This window comes from Gordonia sp. i37 (assembly GCF_002043085.1).
In the GTDB taxonomy this organism is placed as follows: Bacteria; Actinomycetota; Actinomycetes; order Mycobacteriales; family Mycobacteriaceae; genus Gordonia; species Gordonia polyisoprenivorans.
The window spans coordinates 1-16,237 of sequence record NZ_MVPX01000208.1 but is presented as its reverse complement, the minus strand read 5'-3'; the positions used below and the strand labels follow the sequence as shown (position 1 = coordinate 16,237).

The following is a 16,237-nucleotide window of genomic DNA, read 5'->3' as shown; positions in this document are numbered from 1 at the left end:
CCGACACGTCGTCGTCGGTGACGCCGACACCGTCGTCCACGACGATCAGCCGCGCCTGCCCGTCGGTGTGCTCGAGCGTGAGCTCCACCCGGTGCGCGCGGGCATGTTTGACCACGTTCGTGAGCAGTTCGCGGGCTGACGCGAACAGCAGCCGGTCGACCGGGGTCGGCCCATCGGGCCAGGCCGCGGCGTCGACCAGCACCGTCACCCCCGACGATGCCTGCGTCGTCCGGGCAAGCTCGGTGACCGCGACCGCCAACCCGTGATGCTCGAGGACCGCCGGGTTCAGTGCCGTCAACGTCGATCGCAGCAATCGGCCGGATTCGGCGAGGGCGATCTCGACCCGATCGATCGCCACCGGATCGCCCCGGCGCACCGCGTCCATCTCGGCGCGCGCACCGAGCACGTACTGCAGGGCCCCGTCGTGCAACGCCTCGGCCAGTGCCTGCCGCTCGCGAGCCTCGACGCGCAGCGCATCCTCGAGCAACTGCGCCCGTTCGCGGGCCAGCACGGCGATGGTGAGCACCCGTGACCGCGCGACCCGCGAGAGCAGCACCGCGGCGAGCCCGAGGCCGGCGATCACCATCGTGTGCAACACCACCGACGACCAGGGTTCGCCGTTGGCCGTACGTGCGGCCGCACTGGTGATGAAGAACACCAGCGCGGTCGGCACCGCGATCGCGGCACACACCGCCGGACGCAACTGCGTGGCCGCCGCCATCGGGAGCAGCGCGAACCCGGTGAGCAGCACATCCGAGGTCCAGCTGGTCGCGTCGGAGGCGGCGGCGAAGGACGCGACGGTGGTGAGGGCCACCAGATCGACCAACAGCGCCAGCCACGCCCAGTACAGCGTCCGCCGGCCGGCACGTCGTGCGGGCACGATGCTGGCGACCGCCCACACCACGTAGGCGCCGACGACCGCCCAGGTCGGCACCAACAGGTGCGCGGGTGGATCGAGGGCGACGACAAGCGTCATGAACACCGCCAGCGTCAGCCGCACCACCACCTGCACACGCAGCCCGAGCAGGGCGTGTTCGTAGAGGATTCGGTCGAGTGCCGGCTCACCGAGACCCGGTGCGGAAAACCCGCGTGGCCGCCACCGCCCGAGAGGTTCCCGACTCATTCGATGAGGTGTTGCCGCATGCCCTCGGCGACCGCGGCGGCACGATCGGAGACACCGAGCTTCTGATAGAGGTTGCCCGCGTGGGTCTTGACGGTCGACGCACCGATGTAGAGCTCGGCGGCGATCTGCGGAATGGACAGGCCTCGCGCGAAACCGTTGAGCACCTGGCTTTCTCGCTCACTGAGTGTCGGTACACCGGGAGCGGCGTGCGCCCGGATCTGGGTGACGAGACCGGCGGCGAGCTCGGGTGGCACGACCGTCTCGCCGCGCGCGACCCGTTCGACGGCTCCGACGATGGCGTCGCGGTCGGCGTCCTTCGACATGTAGCCCGCCGCACCCTCGCGCAGCGCGTCGAACACGACCACCGAATCGGTGACCGCCGAGAGCAGCAGCACCTTGGTGGAGACACCGTCCCGGGTCACCGCGTGGACGAGATCGCTACCCGTCATGCCGGGCATCTGGTAGTCGACGACGGCGACGTCGGGCTGCAGTTCGCCGATCGTGGCGATCCCCGACCGCGCATCCCCGGCCTCCCCGACCACCCGGATGCGACCGCTGGCCGACAGTCCTCGCAACAGACCGTCCCGGAAGAACGGGTGATCGTCGACGACCACGACGCTGATGGTCCGGTTCATGCGGCCTCCTCGGGCGCCGGCCTCACGACAGCGCTGATTCCACCTCATCACGCGCGGCCTCGAACGACGCGCGCAACGCGCCGATGTCGGGGCCGGCGCGCAGCACCCCGCGTGAACTCGCCGGCAGCAGCCAGGCGAGGTCGGCCTCGGCGAAGACCGAACCGAGATCCTCGGCGCGTGCTCCTTGGGCGCCGAGGCCCGGGGCCAGGACGGGACCGGCGAGTGCGGTGAGATCGAGGTTGTGCGCACGGGTCGCACCGACCACCACGCCCACCGTGCCCGCGCCGTCGGTGTTGACCGCGGCGGCCGCGTCGACGATCCGCTGCCCCACCGTTCGCCCGTCGGCATCGGCCAGTTGCACCGACGCACCCTCCGGGTTGGAGGTGCGGGCGAGGACGAACACGCCCCGCCCGGCCGGGCGTGCCGCGTCGAGTGCCGGTGCGAGGGAACCGAATCCGAGGTACGGGGAGACGGTGACCGCGTCGGAGGCCAGCGGCGACGAATCGTCGAGCCACGCTCGCGCGTAGGCGGCCATCGTCGATCCGATGTCACCGCGTTTGGCGTCGGCGAGCACGAGCGCCCCGGCGTCGCGGCATCCGGCGATGACCCGTTCGAGGGTCGCCAGGCCGGCCGCGCCGAACGGCTCGAAGAACGCCACCTGCGGTTTGACGACCGCCGCCACCGACCCGAACGCCTCGATACAGATGTCGGCGAAGCGGTCCAGCCCGGCCGGGTCGGCTCCGAGTCCCCAGGATTCGAGGAGTTCGACGTGCGGGTCGATCCCCGCGCACAGCCGCCCCCGTGCGGTGACGGCGGTGCGGAAACGGGGACCGAAGCCGGTCACTTCTCGGTCCCGCCCGGCTCGTTCACCAGGGCCGCGTGGCGCCGCTGCAGCGCCTCGACACCCATCTGGTTGCCCCGCGCGGCCTCGATGCCCTGCACTGCCGCGCTGGCACCCTGCACCGTGGTGATACACGGGATTCCGGCGGCCACGGCGGCACTGCGGATCTCGTAGCCGTCGACCCGCGGGCCGGACTGGCCGTAGGGCGTGTTGATGACCATCGCCACCTCACCGGCGCGGATGGCGTCGAGGATGGTCGGCTCCCCCGGCTGTGCCTCGAAGTGCTTGCGCACCGTCTGCGACTCGATGCCGTTGCGCCGCAACACCTCTGCGGTTCCCTCGGTGGCCAGGATGGTGAATCCGAGGTCGGCGAGGTGTTTGACCGGGAACAGCAGCGCCCGCTTGTCCTTGTTGGCCACCGACACGAAGACGGCGCCGTCGGTGGGCAGCGAGCCGTAGGCGGCGGTCTGCGACTTGGCGAAGGCCCGCCCGAAATCGGCGTCGATGCCCATCACCTCACCGGTGGACTTCATCTCCGGACTGAGCAGCGAGTCGACCCCGGTGCCGTCGTGGCGGCGGAACCTGTTGAACGGCAACACCGCTTCCTTCACCGCGATCGGTGCGTGCACCGGGGCGTGGCCACCGTCGCCGTCGGCGGCGAGGATGCCCTGATCACGCAGCTCGGCGATGGAGGTGCCCAGCATGACGCGGGCACATGCCTTGGCCAGCGGTATCGCGGTGGCCTTGGAGACGAACGGCACCGTGCGGCTCGCGCGGGGGTTGGCCTCGAGCACGTAGAGGATGTCGTCCTTGAGCGCATACTGGACGTTGAGCAGTCCGCGCACCCCGATCCCCTTGGCCAGTGCCTCCGTCGACTCGCGCACCATCTGCAGGTCCGCGCGACCGAGGGTGATCGGCGGCAGCGCGCACGCCGAGTCGCCGGAGTGGATACCGGCCTCCTCGATGTGCTCCATGATCCCGCCGATGTAGACCTCGGTGCCGTCGCACAGCGCGTCGACGTCGATCTCCACCGCGTCCTCGAGGAACCGGTCCACCAGCACCGGGTGATCGGGGGTCAATTCGGTTGCGCGCGAGATGTAGTCGGCCAGGGATGACTCGTCGTAGACGATCTCCATACCGCGCCCGCCGAGCACGTAGGAGGGACGCACCAGGACCGGGTAGCCGATCCGGGCGGCGGTCTCGCGCGCCTCGTCGAAGCTGGTGGCCGTCCCGAACGCCGGGGCGGGCAGTCCCGCGGCGGTCAGCACCTTGCCGAATTCACCACGGTCCTCGGCGAGGTCGATCGCCGCGGGGCTCGTGCCGACGATGGGGACACCCGCGGATTCGAGCCGGTCGGCCAATCCTAGCGGGGTCTGCCCGCCCAGCTGGACGATGACGCCGGCGACGGTGCCCGACTCCGATTCGGCGTGGAACACCTCGAGGACGTCCTCGAAGGTCAACGGCTCGAAGTACAGGCGATCGGCGGTGTCGTAGTCGGTCGAGACGGTCTCCGGGTTGCAGTTGACCATGACCGTCTCGTAGCCGGCCTCGCTGAGCGTGAGCGCGGCGTGCACGCACGAGTAGTCGAATTCGATGCCCTGCCCGATGCGGTTGGGTCCCGAACCCAGGATCAGGACCTTGGGCCGATCGGGCTGCGGCGCGATCTCGCTGGTCGCCGCCGGATCGAGCTCATAGGTCGAATAGTGATAGGGCGTCTTGGCCTCGAATTCGGCCGCGCACGTGTCGACGGTCTTGTAGACCGGGCGGACACCCGAGGCGTGCCGGAAGGCGCGGACCGCGTCCTCGTCGGCGAAATCGGAACGCAGCGCCGCGATCTGGCGATCGGAGAAGCCGGTCGACTTCGCCTCGCGCAGCAACTCCGCCGTGAGTTGCCCGGCGTCGCGGATCTCGGCGCCGAGCGCCGCGATCCCGCCGATCTCGGCGAGGAACCACGGGTCGATCGCGGTGGCCTCGTACAACTGCTCAACGGTGGCGCCGGCATCGAAGGCCAGCATGATGCCGTAGAGCCGGCCGTCCTTGGGGGTGCGCAACTCGTCGAGCAGTGCCTCGAGATCCACCGTCGACGGGTCGGGCCGGTTGGGTTCGGTCCAGAACCCGGCCGCCTTGTTCTCCAGCGACCGCATCACCTTGCCCAGCGCCTCGGCGAACGACCGGCCCAGACTCATCGCCTCGCCCACCGACTTCATGGTGGTGGTCAGTGTGTCGTCGGCGCCGGGGAACTTCTCGAACGCGAACCGCGGCGCCTTGACCACGACGTAGTCGAGCGTCGGCTCGAAGCAGGCCGGCGTCTCCTTGGTGATGTCGTTGGTGATCTCGTCGAGGCTGTACCCGATCGCGAGCTTCGCGGCGATCTTGGCGATCGGGAATCCCGTTGCCTTGGAGGCCAATGCCGAGGAGCGCGAGACACGCGGATTCATCTCGATGACGACGAGACGGCCGTCGGCGGGGTCCTGCGCGAACTGGATGTTGCAGCCGCCGGTGTCGACGCCGACCTCGCGCAGGATGGCGATCGAGAGGTCGCGCATCTTCTGGTATTCGCGGTCGGTGAGTGTCATCGCCGGGGCCACGGTCACCGAGTCGCCGGTGTGCACCCCGACCGGGTCGACGTTCTCGATGGAGCAGATGACGACCACGTTGTCGCGGTTGTCGCGCATCAGCTCGAGCTCGTATTCCTTCCACCCGAGGATCGACTCCTCGATGAGCACATTCGCCGTCGGCGACGCGGCGAGTCCACCGCCGGCGATGCGCTCGAGGTCGTTCTCGTCGTAGGCCATACCCGACCCGAGGCCGCCCATGGTGAACGAGGGTCGCACCACCACCGGATAGCCGAGTTCGGCGACGGTCTCGCGAACCTCCGCCATGGTGTGGCAGACGGCGGAGCGGGCGCTCTCGCCGCCGACCTTGGCGACGATGTCCTTGAACATCTGCCGGTCCTCACCACGCTGGATGGCATCGAAGTCGGCGCCGATCAACTCGATGCCGTACTTCTCCAGCGAACCCCGATCATGCAGTGCCACAGCCGTGTTCAGCGCTGTCTGACCGCCGAGGGTGGCCAGCACGGCGTCGATGGGGTGCCCGGCGTCGCGTTCGGCCTCGATGACCTTCTCGACGTATTCGGCGGTGATCGGCTCGATGTAGGTGGCGTCGGCGAACTCCGGGTCGGTCATGATCGTGGCCGGGTTGGAGTTCACCAGGCTCACGCGTAGGCCCTCGGCCTTGAGGACGCGGCACGCCTGGGTGCCGGAGTAGTCGAACTCGCAGGCCTGACCGATGACGATCGGTCCGGAACCGATCACCAGGACGTGTGACAGGTCGGTGCGGCGCGGCATCAGGCCCTCGTTCCGTTGGCGCGGTCACCCTCGAGCAGGGTGACGAATTTGTCGAAAAGGTAGGCGGCGTCATGGGGTCCGGCCGCGGCCTCCGGGTGGTACTGCACCGAAAACGCACGGCCCGAGAGCAATTCGACACCCTCGACGGTTCCGTCGTTGGCGCAGGTGTGGCTGACGCGGGCCCGTCCGAAGTCGGTGTCGAACTCCTCGCCGGCCTCGCCCTCGAGAGCAAACCCGTGATTCTGCGACGTGATCGACACCGTGCCGGTGGCGTGGTCGATGACCGGGATGTTGATCCCGCGGTGTCCGAAGGTCATCTTGTAGGTGGAGCGGCCCAGCGCCCGCCCGAGGATCTGGTTGCCGAAGCAGATCCCGAACAGTGGCAGATCCGCTCCGAGGACCTCGCGGGTCAGCGCGACGGCGGCATCGGCGGTCGCCGGGTCGCCGGGTCCGTTGGACAGGAACACCCCGTCGGGCCGCAGTTCGCGGATGGCCGCGAAGGACGTGTCGGAGGGCAGCACATGCACCGCCACGCCGCGCTGGGTGAACATCCGAGGGGTGTTGGTCTTGATACCCAGATCGATGGCGGCGACGGTCAGTCGCGCCTGCTGCGCGGGCTCGACGAGATAGCCCCGGTCGGTGGACACCTCGCCGGCGAGGTCGGCGCCCTTCATCGACGGCTGGCTGCGTACCCGCTCGAGCATCTCCTCGGTCGAGGCGAGCGCCGGACCGGAGAACACCCCGGCACGCATCGATCCGTGGTCACGCAGGATGCGCACCACCGTGCGGGTGTCGATGCCGGCGATACCGACCACGCCCTGACGGGTCAGTTCCTCGTCGAGGCTCGTCGTGGCTCGCCAATTCGACACGCGCCGTGTGGGATTGCGGATCGCGTAACCGGCCACCCAGATCTTGCCGGAGTCACCGTCGATGCCGTCGCTGCCGGCGCTGCCGGTCGATTCGCCGTCCTCGGTGTTCCATCCGGTGTTGCCGATCTGCGGTGCGGTGGCCACCACGATCTGGCGGTGATAGCTGGGGTCGGTCAGGGTCTCCTGATATCCGGTCATCGCGGTGCAGAACACGGCCTCACCGAGTGTCTCGCCGGTGGCTCCGTAGGGCTGCCCGGAGAACACCTGGCCGTTCTCGAGCACCAGAACCGCTGCGGTCATTGATCTTTCCCCTGTTCGCTATCGGTCAGTGTCTCAACGTGGGCCGGGGTCTCGGAATCGGCCGGTGTCGCGGTGAATTCGGCGATCCAGGGCGGGTAGACGGCCTTGTCGTCGGCGCGGAAGCCCGAGTCGATCTCGGTTCCCGACGGCAGTGTCCAGCGGATCACCAGCACGCCGCCGCGGCCCATCACCTTCCCTGCATGGCCGTTCTCGGTACGGACCGCGGTGATCGACGACCGCGGTATCCAGATCGTCGACGCCCCGGCGCGCTCGATGCCGATGCCGTCGGTGAACGCCGAGAGGTCGGCGGCGGCGCGATCACCGAAATCGCCGACGGCGACCCGGTTCTGCCAGCTCGGTGCGAGGGTGGCACCGAGGTACAGTCCGGAATCCGGGCCGAGGAGCGCGATACCCGGATCGTCGGGGAATGCCGGGATCTCGCCGATCGCCTCGGCCTGGCGTCGACCTCGATTGCGCCAGCCCCGCAGCAACAGGGCCACCAGCGCCAGCCACGCGGCCAGCACGACGATCACGATGATCAGGTCGAGGAAGATCTCACTCATGCGCTCGCCTGCCCGTCCCGGGCGGTGACGACCCCCCGCAGCAGCGTGGCGATCACCCGCGCGGGCATCGTCATCTCCTCGTACGGCGTGTTCGACGACAGACTGGCCAGCTCTTCTCCCCGCACGACCCAGGGCGAGTCCGGGTCGACCAGGGTCAGGTTGGCCGGTTCGCCGACGGCGATGGGACGACCCTGATCGGTGAGTCCGACGATCTGCGCGGGCCGTTCGCTCATCACCCGGGCGACCCCGCGCCAGTCCAGCAATCCGGGTTCGACCATGGTCGCCACGATGATCGGCAACGCCGTCTCGAGCCCGAGCATGCCGGGCTTGGCCAGGGCGAATTCGCAGCACTTGTCCTGCGCGGCGTGTGGCGCGTGATCGGTGGCCACACAGTCGACGATGCCGTCGGCCAGTGCCTGCACCAGCGCTGCGGTGTCGCGGGCCTCCCGCAGCGGCGGGTTCACCTTGTTGACCGCGTCGTAGGTGGCCAGGCGTTCGTCGGTGAGCAGCAGGTGATGCGGGGTGACCTCGGCGGTGATGGCGATGCCCTGTTCCTTGGCCCAGCGCACCAACTCGACGGTGCCCTCGGTGGAGGCGTGGCAGATGTGCACTCGCGCCCCGGCATCGCGGGCCAGCAGCGCATCGCGCACCACGATCGATTCCTCGGCGGCGCGGGGCCACCCGGTCAAACCCAGCCGTGCCGCGTTCGCACCCTCGTGGGCGACGGCCCCCTTGGTCAGTCGCGGCTCCTCGGCATGCTGGGCGATCAGTACGCCGAGGCCGGTGGCATATTCGAGGGCGCGCCGCATGATCAGCGGATCGTGGACGCACTTCCCGTCGTCGCTGAACATGCGGACACCCGCGACGCCGGCCGCCATCATGCCCATCTCGGCGAGTTGCTGACCGCCGAGGCCGACGGTGACCGCACCGACCGGGTGGACGTCGACCAGACCGACGTCGCGGCCGATCCGCCATACGTTGTCGGTGATCGTCGAGTTGTCGGCGACCGGATCGGTGTTGGCCATCGCGAACACCGCCGTGTACCCACCGAGCGCCGCGGCCCGCGAGCCGGTGCGGATGGTCTCGGTGTCCTCCCGGCCCGGCTCGCGCAGATGGGTGTGCAGGTCGACGAGGCCCGGCAGCAGCACGGCACCGGCCCCGTCGATGCGCTCGGCTCCCTCGGGCACCGTCACCGACGTCCCGATCCCGGTGATCACCCCGTCGACGACGACCACGTCGACCGGGTCCTCGCCGTACGGCCGAACCTGTTGCAGGACAACAGTTCCGATGTTCCTCGGGGCGCTCACTGCGATACTCCTGACTGTTCGGTCCCGACGAGCAGGCGGAACAACACCGCCATCCGCACATGGACTCCGTTGCGTACCTGTTCCAGGACGGTCGCCGCGGGTGCGTCGGCGACCGAGAAACCGATCTCCATGCCACGCAACATCGGTCCCGGGTGCAGGATCACCGCGTCGTCACCGAGTAATCCCAGCCGCCGCTCGGAGAGCCCGTAGCGCACCGAGTATTCGCGTGCACTGGGGAAGAAACCGCCGTTCATGCGTTCGGCCTGTACGCGCAGCATCATCACCGCGTCCACGGCCGGGAGTTCGGCGTCGAGGTCGCTCGACACGGTCACCGGCCAGGTGTCGACGCCCACCGGCAGCAGTGTCGGTGGCGCCACCAGCACCACCTCCGCGCCGAGGGTCGAGAGCAGATGAGCGTTGGAGCGGGCCACCCGGGAGTGCAGGACGTCGCCGACGATCGCGACGCGGCGACCCTGCAGCGAGCCGAGTCGTTGACGCAGCGTGAGGGCGTCGAGCAGCGCCTGCGTGGGGTGTTCGTGCATGCCGTCGCCGGCGTTGATCACCGACGGACCGATGCCGTCCTGCCCCTCGGTCCATTGCGCGATCTGTTGTGCCGCACCCGAAGCCGGATGCCGAACGATCAGCGCGTCGGCGCCGATGGCGCGCAGGGTCATCGCGGTGTCTCGTAGCGACTCGCCCTTGCCGACCGAGGAACTCGAGGCCGAGACGTTGATCACGTCGGCGCTCATCCATTTCCCTGCGGTCTCGAAGGACACCCGGGTGCGGGTGGAGTTCTCGTAGAAGACCGTCATGACGGTGCGCCCGCGCAGCGTCGGCAGCTTGCGGACCTCACGTCCGGTCAGTGCCTGCTCGAAGCGTTCGGCCTCGTCGAGCAACTCGGTGGCCTCGGCCGCCGACAGGTCCTCGGTGGACAGCAGGTGCCGCATCAGCGATCCCCCGACCCGGCCGCGCTCAGCACGACCTCGTCGAGCCCGTCGTGCTCGACGAGGTGCACGGCCACGCTCTCGTCACGCGAGGTCGGGATGTTCTTGCCGACATAGTCTGCGCGCAAAGGCAATTCGCGATGGCCGCGATCGATGAGGACGGCGAGTTGCACCGCGTCGGGGCGGCCGAGGTCGCGCAGGGCGTCGAGGGCGGCCCGCACCGTACGACCGGAGTAGAGGACGTCGTCGACGAGGATCACGATCGCGTGGTCGACGCCGCCGGGCGGCACCATCGTGCGCTCGAGAGGGCGGTGGGGTTTGTCGCGCAGATCGTCGCGATACAGGGTGATGTCGAGATAGCCGACGGGGATGTCGCGTCCGGCGAATTCGCCGATCTTGGCGGCCAAGCGGTCGGCGAGAGTGGTTCCGCGAGTGGGAATCCCGATGATGATGACGCGGGGGGCGTCGGGGGCGTCGAGAGCGTTCTTCTCGATCACCTGGTGTGCGACGCGGGCAATGGTCCGCGAGACGTCGCCGGCGTCGAGGAGAACTCGTCTACCTGAGGGTGCACCGTCGGTGGGCGTGACCACGCCGACCTCCTTCTCCGCCTCACGGGACGGATCGTTAAAGGATGTCTGTCGCGGCCAAGACTACACGCCGGCATCGTGTACGCCGAACCGGACTCGAGCCGCGCCGGCCCCGGTGGACTCGAGCTCAGTGGTTGTCGCGGTCCGAACCCGCCGCCTGCGCGGCCCGCACCTGCGGGGCGAGGTCGGCGATCGTCTGCAGCACCCCGTTGACGAAGGCGGGCGAGTCGTCGGTGGACAGTTCCTTGGCGAGCTCGACCGCCTCGTCGACCACGACGATCGGATCGACGTCGGTGGCGTTGAACAACTCCCAGGTGGCCAGGCGCAGGATCGCCCGATCCACAGCGGGTAGTCGCTGCAGGGTCCAGCCCTTCAGGTGCGAGGAGATGACCGCGTCGATCTGCGCCTCGTCGGCGACCAGACCGTCGACGACCCGCGCGGTGTAGGGATGGATCTGTCCGACACTCTCGTCGGTTTGCACCAGCTCCCGCCGTTCGGCGACGAGTTCGGCCGGGCTGACGTCCTTGGCCTCCGCCTCGAACAGCAGGTCGATGGCGCGGCGGCGCGCCTTGTGTCGGGTTCCGGGCTGCTTCACGTGTGGGGATCTCGCTAGTTGTTGACGCGGCCGAGGTAACTGCCGTCGCGCGAGTCGACCTTCAGTTTGTCGCCGGTGTTGATGAACAGCGGAACCGCGATCTCGGCACCCGTCTCCAGGGTGGCGGGCTTGGTGCCGCCGGTGGAGCGGTCGCCCTGCAGGCCCGGATCGGTATGGGTGACCTCGAGCTCGACGGTGACCGGCAGTTCGACGAAGAGCGGGGTGCCGTCGTTGAGCGAGACCTGCACGGTCATGTTCTCCAACAGGAACCGGGCGCCGTCGCCGACGGTGGCCGGTGCCAGCGAGTACTGCTCGTAGTCCTGGGCGTCCATGAAGACGTAGTCGGTGCCGTCGTTGTAGAGGTAGGTCATGTCGCGACGGTCGACGGTCGCGGTCTCCACCTTGACCCCGGCGTTGAAGGTCTTGTCAACGGTCTTGCCGGACAGGATGTTCTTGATCTTGGTGCGCACGAAGGCCGGACCCTTGCCGGGCTTGACGTGCTGGAACTCCAGGATCTGCCAGAGCTGGTCATCCATGCGCAGCACGAGGCCGTTCTTGAAATCGGCGGTGGTCGCCATATGTGTCGTCTCTTCCTTCTTGACGTCGAGAACCGTCAGATGACGGTGAATGTCTTGTCGCTGGCGGTCAGCAGCTCCGGATCGCCGTCGGTGACGACGAGGGTGTCCTCGATCCTGACTCCACCTCGGCCCGGGAGGTAGACCCCGGGTTCCACGGTCACCGCTGCGCCGCAAGGCAGTGTACCCGTTGCGAGCTTGCCGATTCCGGGCGCTTCGTGGATCTCGAGGCCGACTCCGTGTCCGAGACCGTGCACGTAGTTCTCCGCGTGACCGGCGTCGGCGATCACCGTCCGGGCCGCGGCGTCCACCCCGCGCAGGTCGGCACCCGGGTGCAGCGCCGCCCGCCCGGCGGACTGTGCGGTGGCGACGAGCTCGTAGATCTCACGCTGCCACGGTGCGGCGCGACCGAGCACGAAGGTCCGGGTCATGTCCGAGTGGTAACCGCCGAACACCGCACCGAAGTCGATCTTGACGAAGTCGCCGTCGGCGAGCACCTCGTGGGTGGGGCGATGGTGTGGGATCGCCGAATGGGCGCCGGCGGCGACGATCGTCTCGAAGGCCACCGCGTCGGCGCCGTGCCGGTACATCTCCCATTCCAGGACGCGAGCGACCTCTCGTTCGGTGGCACCCGCCCGTAATCCTCCGCCGTCGATGAGTGCCGCGAGTGCCTCGTCCCCGATCCGGCAGGCCTGCCGCAGCAGTGCGATCTCCCCGGCATCCTTGATTTCCCGTAGGCCCTGGACCAGGCCGGTCCGGCCGACGAGTTCGACACCGTCGGGTGCGTCCGCACCGAGGGCCCGGTGCGCGGCGACCGTGAGGGCGTCGGCCTCGAAACCGACCCGGCGCGCCCCGGCGTCGGCGGCGACGCGCAGCAGTGCCGGTGGGCAGTCGCGGGCGAGGACGGCCTCGAGGTCGCCGGCTTGCTCACCGACCTGGGTCTGATAACGGCCGTCGGTGCAGATCCGGTCACCCGCCGGACCCGAGGCCGAGATCAACACCGCACCGTTGGAGCCGGTGAACCCGGTCAGGTAGCGCACGTTGGTGAGATCACCGACCAGGAAGGCATCGACGGCGTGGTCACCACTGACGATCAGGTCGCGCAGCCGATCACGACGACCGGCGTGGTCATGTGTGGGGGTCATCGGTTCACGCTAGCCCGACGCATTCCGGGACAGGGCATACGACATGATGCAAAGTGTGGCCAAGAGCACTGGATGTGCTGACCCTCTAGTAACGTGTTCGGCATGTTCTCCTCCTGGTTGCTGCGCGGAGTCGTCATGACCGCGGTACACGTCGCGGCCCGAGTGGTACTCGGACTGGCCATCATCCACGCTCCCCTGCATTCCACGGTGTGGAAGACGATCGCGGTCGCCGTGGTCGTGCTGGTGTCCCTGCTCTGGGGCGGCATCGACGGCATCGCCGACGCGCGGGCCAACCCCGATCCCGACGATTACGAGGACCTGACCGTCCGCTGGCTCAAGGCCGGCGTCTTCGCAGGTGTCGTCGCGGGCCTCATCTCCTGGATCCTGGGCAGCTTCGTCTTCGCCGGGATCGGCCAGGCCAGCTTGTGGGTCGAACTGATCGCCGGTGGCTCGTTCACCGCGCTGCTGATCTTTGTCCCCGCGTTCGTCGGCGCGGCGGTGGGTCGCTGGCTGATGCGCCGCGATCAGCGCAAGAACTCCCACGACGACGACTGGTCGGTGCACCCCGACGCGCAACCAACCGAGCAGATCGAGCGGGTCTGACGCACCTCGCCCGGTCCTCGAGCAGCGTGCGGAGACTCACTGTCGGTAGAACGGCTCGCCAGGCAACGGGTGCCGCCCGATAGTGGCGTCGAAGGGCAGATCGCGCACCAACTCGGGCCGCTCATCGTACGGATCGACCTCTGCAGGCGCGCTGCGAAGATGGTCACCCAGGTAGTCGAAGAACCAGATCTCGAAAACTCCGTCACGAGCACGTTCGTAGCCACAGTGGGCGGCGGCGGTCACCAGATCGAAGCCGTCGTTCGGTGAGCACGCACGGAAAGCGGAGAGGAAGTCGGCGCACCGTTCGTCGGTGGCCCAGAGTTCGCGTTCGACCTCGGGGTCCTGCGCCGCGAGGTCCTGGTGTCCCCCAGACCGTTCGGCCCACCACGCGTCTTCCTCGTCCTCCGACATACCCCGCGTCGGACTCGGTGTCGGGGTGGTCCACCACACGAAAGTCGGGTCGTCCGCGCGGATCAGTCCCCACTGTCCCTGGCGCCAGTCGGCCACCGGCGATTCCAGCCGAGCGCGCGCCAGCGTCCACCCGGGTAGCGGTTCGCCGAAGTAGACGGGCGAGACGACACACTGTTCACACACCGACGCCGTCCCTCGTTGTCCGGCCCAGAATCATCCGGCCCAGAATCATCAGCCTCAGAGCAGGGTCGCCCCGCCCGGCGCCGCTTCCGCGGCAACCGCCGAGTACGCGGCGGCGACCAGCGAAGGGTCGGGGCCCTCGAGGCGTCCGGGTTTGGCGAGTCCATCGAGGACCACGAAACGCATGACCCCGGAGCGGTTCTTCTTGTCGCCCGCCATCGTGGTGAGCAGATCGCCGAGGGCATCGGCGTCGTAGGTCGTCGGCAATCCGACGAGGGAGAGGATCGCCGCGTGCCGATCGGCGGTCGCGTCGTCGAGCCGACCGGCCAGCCGCGCGAGTTCGGCGGCGAAGACCAGCCCCACCGACACCGCCGCGCCGTGGCGCCAGCGGTAGCGTTCGCGACGCTCGATGGCGTGGCCGAGCGTGTGACCGTAGTTGAGGATCTCCCGCAGCGACGACTCCTTGAGGTCGGCGGACACCACATCGGCCTTGACCTGCACCGATCGTCGAATGAGCTCGGGGAGGACGTCGGCGGTCGGGTCGGTGGCCGCGGCCGGGTCGGCCTCGATGATGTCGAGGATCGTCGGGTCGGCGATGAATCCGGTCTTGATGACCTCCGCCAGCCCGGCGATCACCTCATTGCGCGGTACCGTCTCGAGGGTCGCGATGTCGATGAGTACCGCGTCGGGCTCGTGGAATGCGCCCACCAGGTTCTTGCCGGCATCGGTGTTGATGCCGGTCTTGCCGCCGACCGCGGCGTCGACCATCGCCAGCAGGGTGGTGGGAACGTGGATGACCCCGATCCCCCGCATCCAGGTGGCGGCCACGAATCCGGCCAGGTCGGTCGAGGCGCCGCCGCCCAACGAGATGATCTTGTCGTTGCGTTTGAGCCCGATCCGGCCGCACACGTCCCAGCAGAATGCGGCCACCGCGAGATCCTTGCCGGCCTCGGCGTCCGGGATCTCGACACGATGTGCGTCGAATCCCTTGCCGGACAGGTATTCCCGGATCTGCTCCGCGGTCTGGGCGAGCGTCGGCTGATACAGAATCGCGATCCGATCGGCGCCGGCGGCAGCATCGGCGAGCTCACCGAGCAGACCGCGACCGATGATCACGTCATACGGCGACCCGGCATTGACGCGGATCCGTACCGGCTCGGTGGTCGTCGGGTCGCTCATGTGGTCCTCTCGGGTACGAGTTCGCGGGCGATCGCGGCGATGATGACGTCGGCGACATCCTGCGCGTCGCCGTCGGCCGCGTCGACCTCGATGGTCGCGACGCCGCTGTAGATCTCGGCGCGGTCGGTCAGCAGTTCACGGTAGCGGGCGGCCGGATCGCCGTCGGCCAGCAGCGGTCGATCGGACCCCAAGACGCGCGAGAAGCCGTCCTCGGCACCGATTTTCAGGTGGACGACACGGTGTCCGTCGAGTGCGTCACGGACCGCTTCGGTGGTCACCGCACCCCCGCCGAGGGCCACCACCCCGCGGTGGTTCTCCAGGACGTCGGTGACGACGTCGCATTCGATCTGGCGGAACCGGGTGGGCCCGGCACCGGTGAAGATCTCCGGGATGGTCTGGCCGGTGCGGGTCACGATCTCGGCGTCGGTGTCGACGAAGTCGACGCCGAGCTTGTCGGCGAGTATCCGTCCGACTGTGGACTTTCCGGCACCCATGAACCCGACGAGCACGGCGACCGGACGATCGGGACCGCCGGTCACCGGCAGTGATGCGCCGGTCATGAACGCGGGGGCCGGGACTCGACGTGCTTGAGGTAGCCGCGCAGGTTCTCACCGGTTTCGGTGGCCGAATCGCCGCCGAACTTCTCCAGCGCCGCCTGGGCGAGTACCAGCGCGACCATGGCCTCGGCGACCACACCCGCCGCGGGCACCGCGCACACGTCCGATCGTTGATGGATGGCGCTGGCCTGATCGCCGGTGCTCATGTCGATGGTCGACAGGGCGCGCGGCACCGTCGAGATCGGCTTCATCGCCACCCGCACCCGCACGTCCTCGCCGTTGGTCATGCCGCCCTCGAGGCCACCGGCCCGGTTGGTCGACCGCAGCACGCCGTCGGGCCCGGGGACCATCTCGTCGTGGGCGGCGCTGCCACGGCGACGCGCGGTCGCGAAACCGTCACCGACCTCGACACCCTTGATCGCCTGGATCCCCATGAGTGCACCGGCGAGTCGGGCGTCGAGGCGGGGCTCACC

At 68.8% G+C, this 16,237-nt stretch carries 17 protein-coding genes; 1 reads left to right on the top strand and 16 read right to left on the bottom strand.

Annotation, left to right across the window (positions count from 1 at the left end; all coding sequences use genetic code 11):
• The 12 genes from B1964_RS09645 to B1964_RS09590 all read right to left on the bottom strand — a co-directional run.
• Positions 1-1,123, bottom strand: a 1,123-nt coding sequence (locus B1964_RS09645; protein ID WP_079929615.1) for an ATP-binding protein, incomplete at its 3' end; no start/stop codon positions are given.
• Positions 1,120-1,758, bottom strand: a complete 639-nt coding sequence (locus B1964_RS09640; protein WP_079929614.1) for a response regulator transcription factor — start codon at positions 1,756-1,758, stop codon at positions 1,120-1,122. The genes B1964_RS09640 and B1964_RS09645, both read right to left, overlap by 4 nt.
• A gap of 22 nt (positions 1,759-1,780) precedes the next feature.
• Positions 1,781-2,602 (bottom strand): orotidine-5'-phosphate decarboxylase, encoded by an 822-nt coding sequence (gene pyrF / locus B1964_RS09635; protein ID WP_079929613.1) that lies wholly within the window; start codon positions 2,600-2,602, stop codon positions 1,781-1,783.
• Positions 2,599-5,949: a carbamoyl-phosphate synthase large subunit gene (gene carB / locus B1964_RS09630; protein WP_079929612.1), complete on the bottom strand. Its 3,351-nt coding sequence runs from the start codon at positions 5,947-5,949 to the stop codon at positions 2,599-2,601. Before carB ends, pyrF begins: the two co-directional genes overlap by 4 nt.
• A complete protein-coding gene (gene carA / locus B1964_RS09625; protein ID WP_079929611.1) occupies positions 5,949-7,118 on the bottom strand; it encodes a glutamine-hydrolyzing carbamoyl-phosphate synthase small subunit in 1,170 nt (389 codons plus the stop codon). The genes carB and carA overlap by 1 nt, the downstream gene beginning before the upstream one ends.
• Positions 7,115-7,681, bottom strand: coding sequence for a hypothetical protein (locus B1964_RS09620; protein ID WP_020171422.1), 567 nt, complete (start codon positions 7,679-7,681; stop codon positions 7,115-7,117). The genes carA and B1964_RS09620 overlap by 4 nt, the downstream gene beginning before the upstream one ends.
• A complete protein-coding gene (locus B1964_RS09615) occupies positions 7,678-8,988 on the bottom strand; it encodes a dihydroorotase (RefSeq protein WP_014359919.1) in 1,311 nt (436 codons plus the stop codon). The genes B1964_RS09620 and B1964_RS09615 overlap by 4 nt, the downstream gene beginning before the upstream one ends.
• Positions 8,985-9,935 (bottom strand): aspartate carbamoyltransferase catalytic subunit, encoded by a 951-nt coding sequence (locus B1964_RS09610; RefSeq protein WP_006370253.1) that lies wholly within the window; start codon positions 9,933-9,935, stop codon positions 8,985-8,987. The genes B1964_RS09615 and B1964_RS09610 overlap by 4 nt, the downstream gene beginning before the upstream one ends.
• Positions 9,935-10,522, bottom strand: coding sequence for a bifunctional pyr operon transcriptional regulator/uracil phosphoribosyltransferase PyrR (pyrR, locus tag B1964_RS09605; protein ID WP_006370252.1), 588 nt, complete (start codon positions 10,520-10,522; stop codon positions 9,935-9,937). The genes B1964_RS09610 and pyrR overlap by 1 nt, the downstream gene beginning before the upstream one ends.
• A gap of 124 nt (positions 10,523-10,646) precedes the next feature.
• Complete coding sequence (nusB, locus tag B1964_RS09600) at positions 10,647-11,114, bottom strand: transcription antitermination factor NusB (RefSeq protein ID WP_006370251.1); 468 nt, start codon at positions 11,112-11,114, stop codon at positions 10,647-10,649.
• 14 nt (positions 11,115-11,128) lie between these two features.
• Positions 11,129-11,692, bottom strand: a complete 564-nt coding sequence (gene efp / locus B1964_RS09595) for an elongation factor P (RefSeq protein WP_006370250.1) — start codon at positions 11,690-11,692, stop codon at positions 11,129-11,131.
• Between the two features lie 35 nt (positions 11,693-11,727).
• Positions 11,728-12,834 (bottom strand): aminopeptidase P family protein, encoded by a 1,107-nt coding sequence (locus B1964_RS09590; RefSeq protein WP_079929610.1) that lies wholly within the window; start codon positions 12,832-12,834, stop codon positions 11,728-11,730.
• 102 nt (positions 12,835-12,936) lie between these two features.
• Between B1964_RS09590 and B1964_RS09585 the strand changes: the two genes are divergently transcribed.
• Entirely contained in the window at positions 12,937-13,437 is a 501-nt protein-coding gene (locus B1964_RS09585; protein WP_006370248.1) for a B-4DMT family transporter, read from the top strand.
• A 36-nt stretch (positions 13,438-13,473) separates the two neighbouring features.
• On the opposite strand, the gene B1964_RS09580 is transcribed toward B1964_RS09585, so the two are convergent.
• The 4 genes from B1964_RS09580 to B1964_RS09565 form a co-directional block, all read right to left on the bottom strand.
• Positions 13,474-14,031: a hypothetical protein gene (locus B1964_RS09580; protein WP_079929609.1), complete on the bottom strand. Its 558-nt coding sequence runs from the start codon at positions 14,029-14,031 to the stop codon at positions 13,474-13,476.
• Positions 14,032-14,085: 54 nt separating this feature from the next.
• Positions 14,086-15,207, bottom strand: coding sequence for a 3-dehydroquinate synthase (aroB, locus tag B1964_RS09575; RefSeq protein WP_079929608.1), 1,122 nt, complete (start codon positions 15,205-15,207; stop codon positions 14,086-14,088).
• Positions 15,204-15,767, bottom strand: a complete 564-nt coding sequence (locus tag B1964_RS09570; protein WP_079929607.1) for a shikimate kinase — start codon at positions 15,765-15,767, stop codon at positions 15,204-15,206. The genes aroB and B1964_RS09570 overlap by 4 nt, the downstream gene beginning before the upstream one ends.
• On the bottom strand, positions 15,764-16,237 hold a 474-nt coding region (locus B1964_RS09565), incomplete at its 5' end, for a chorismate synthase (protein WP_139765686.1). The genes B1964_RS09565 and B1964_RS09570, both read right to left, overlap by 4 nt.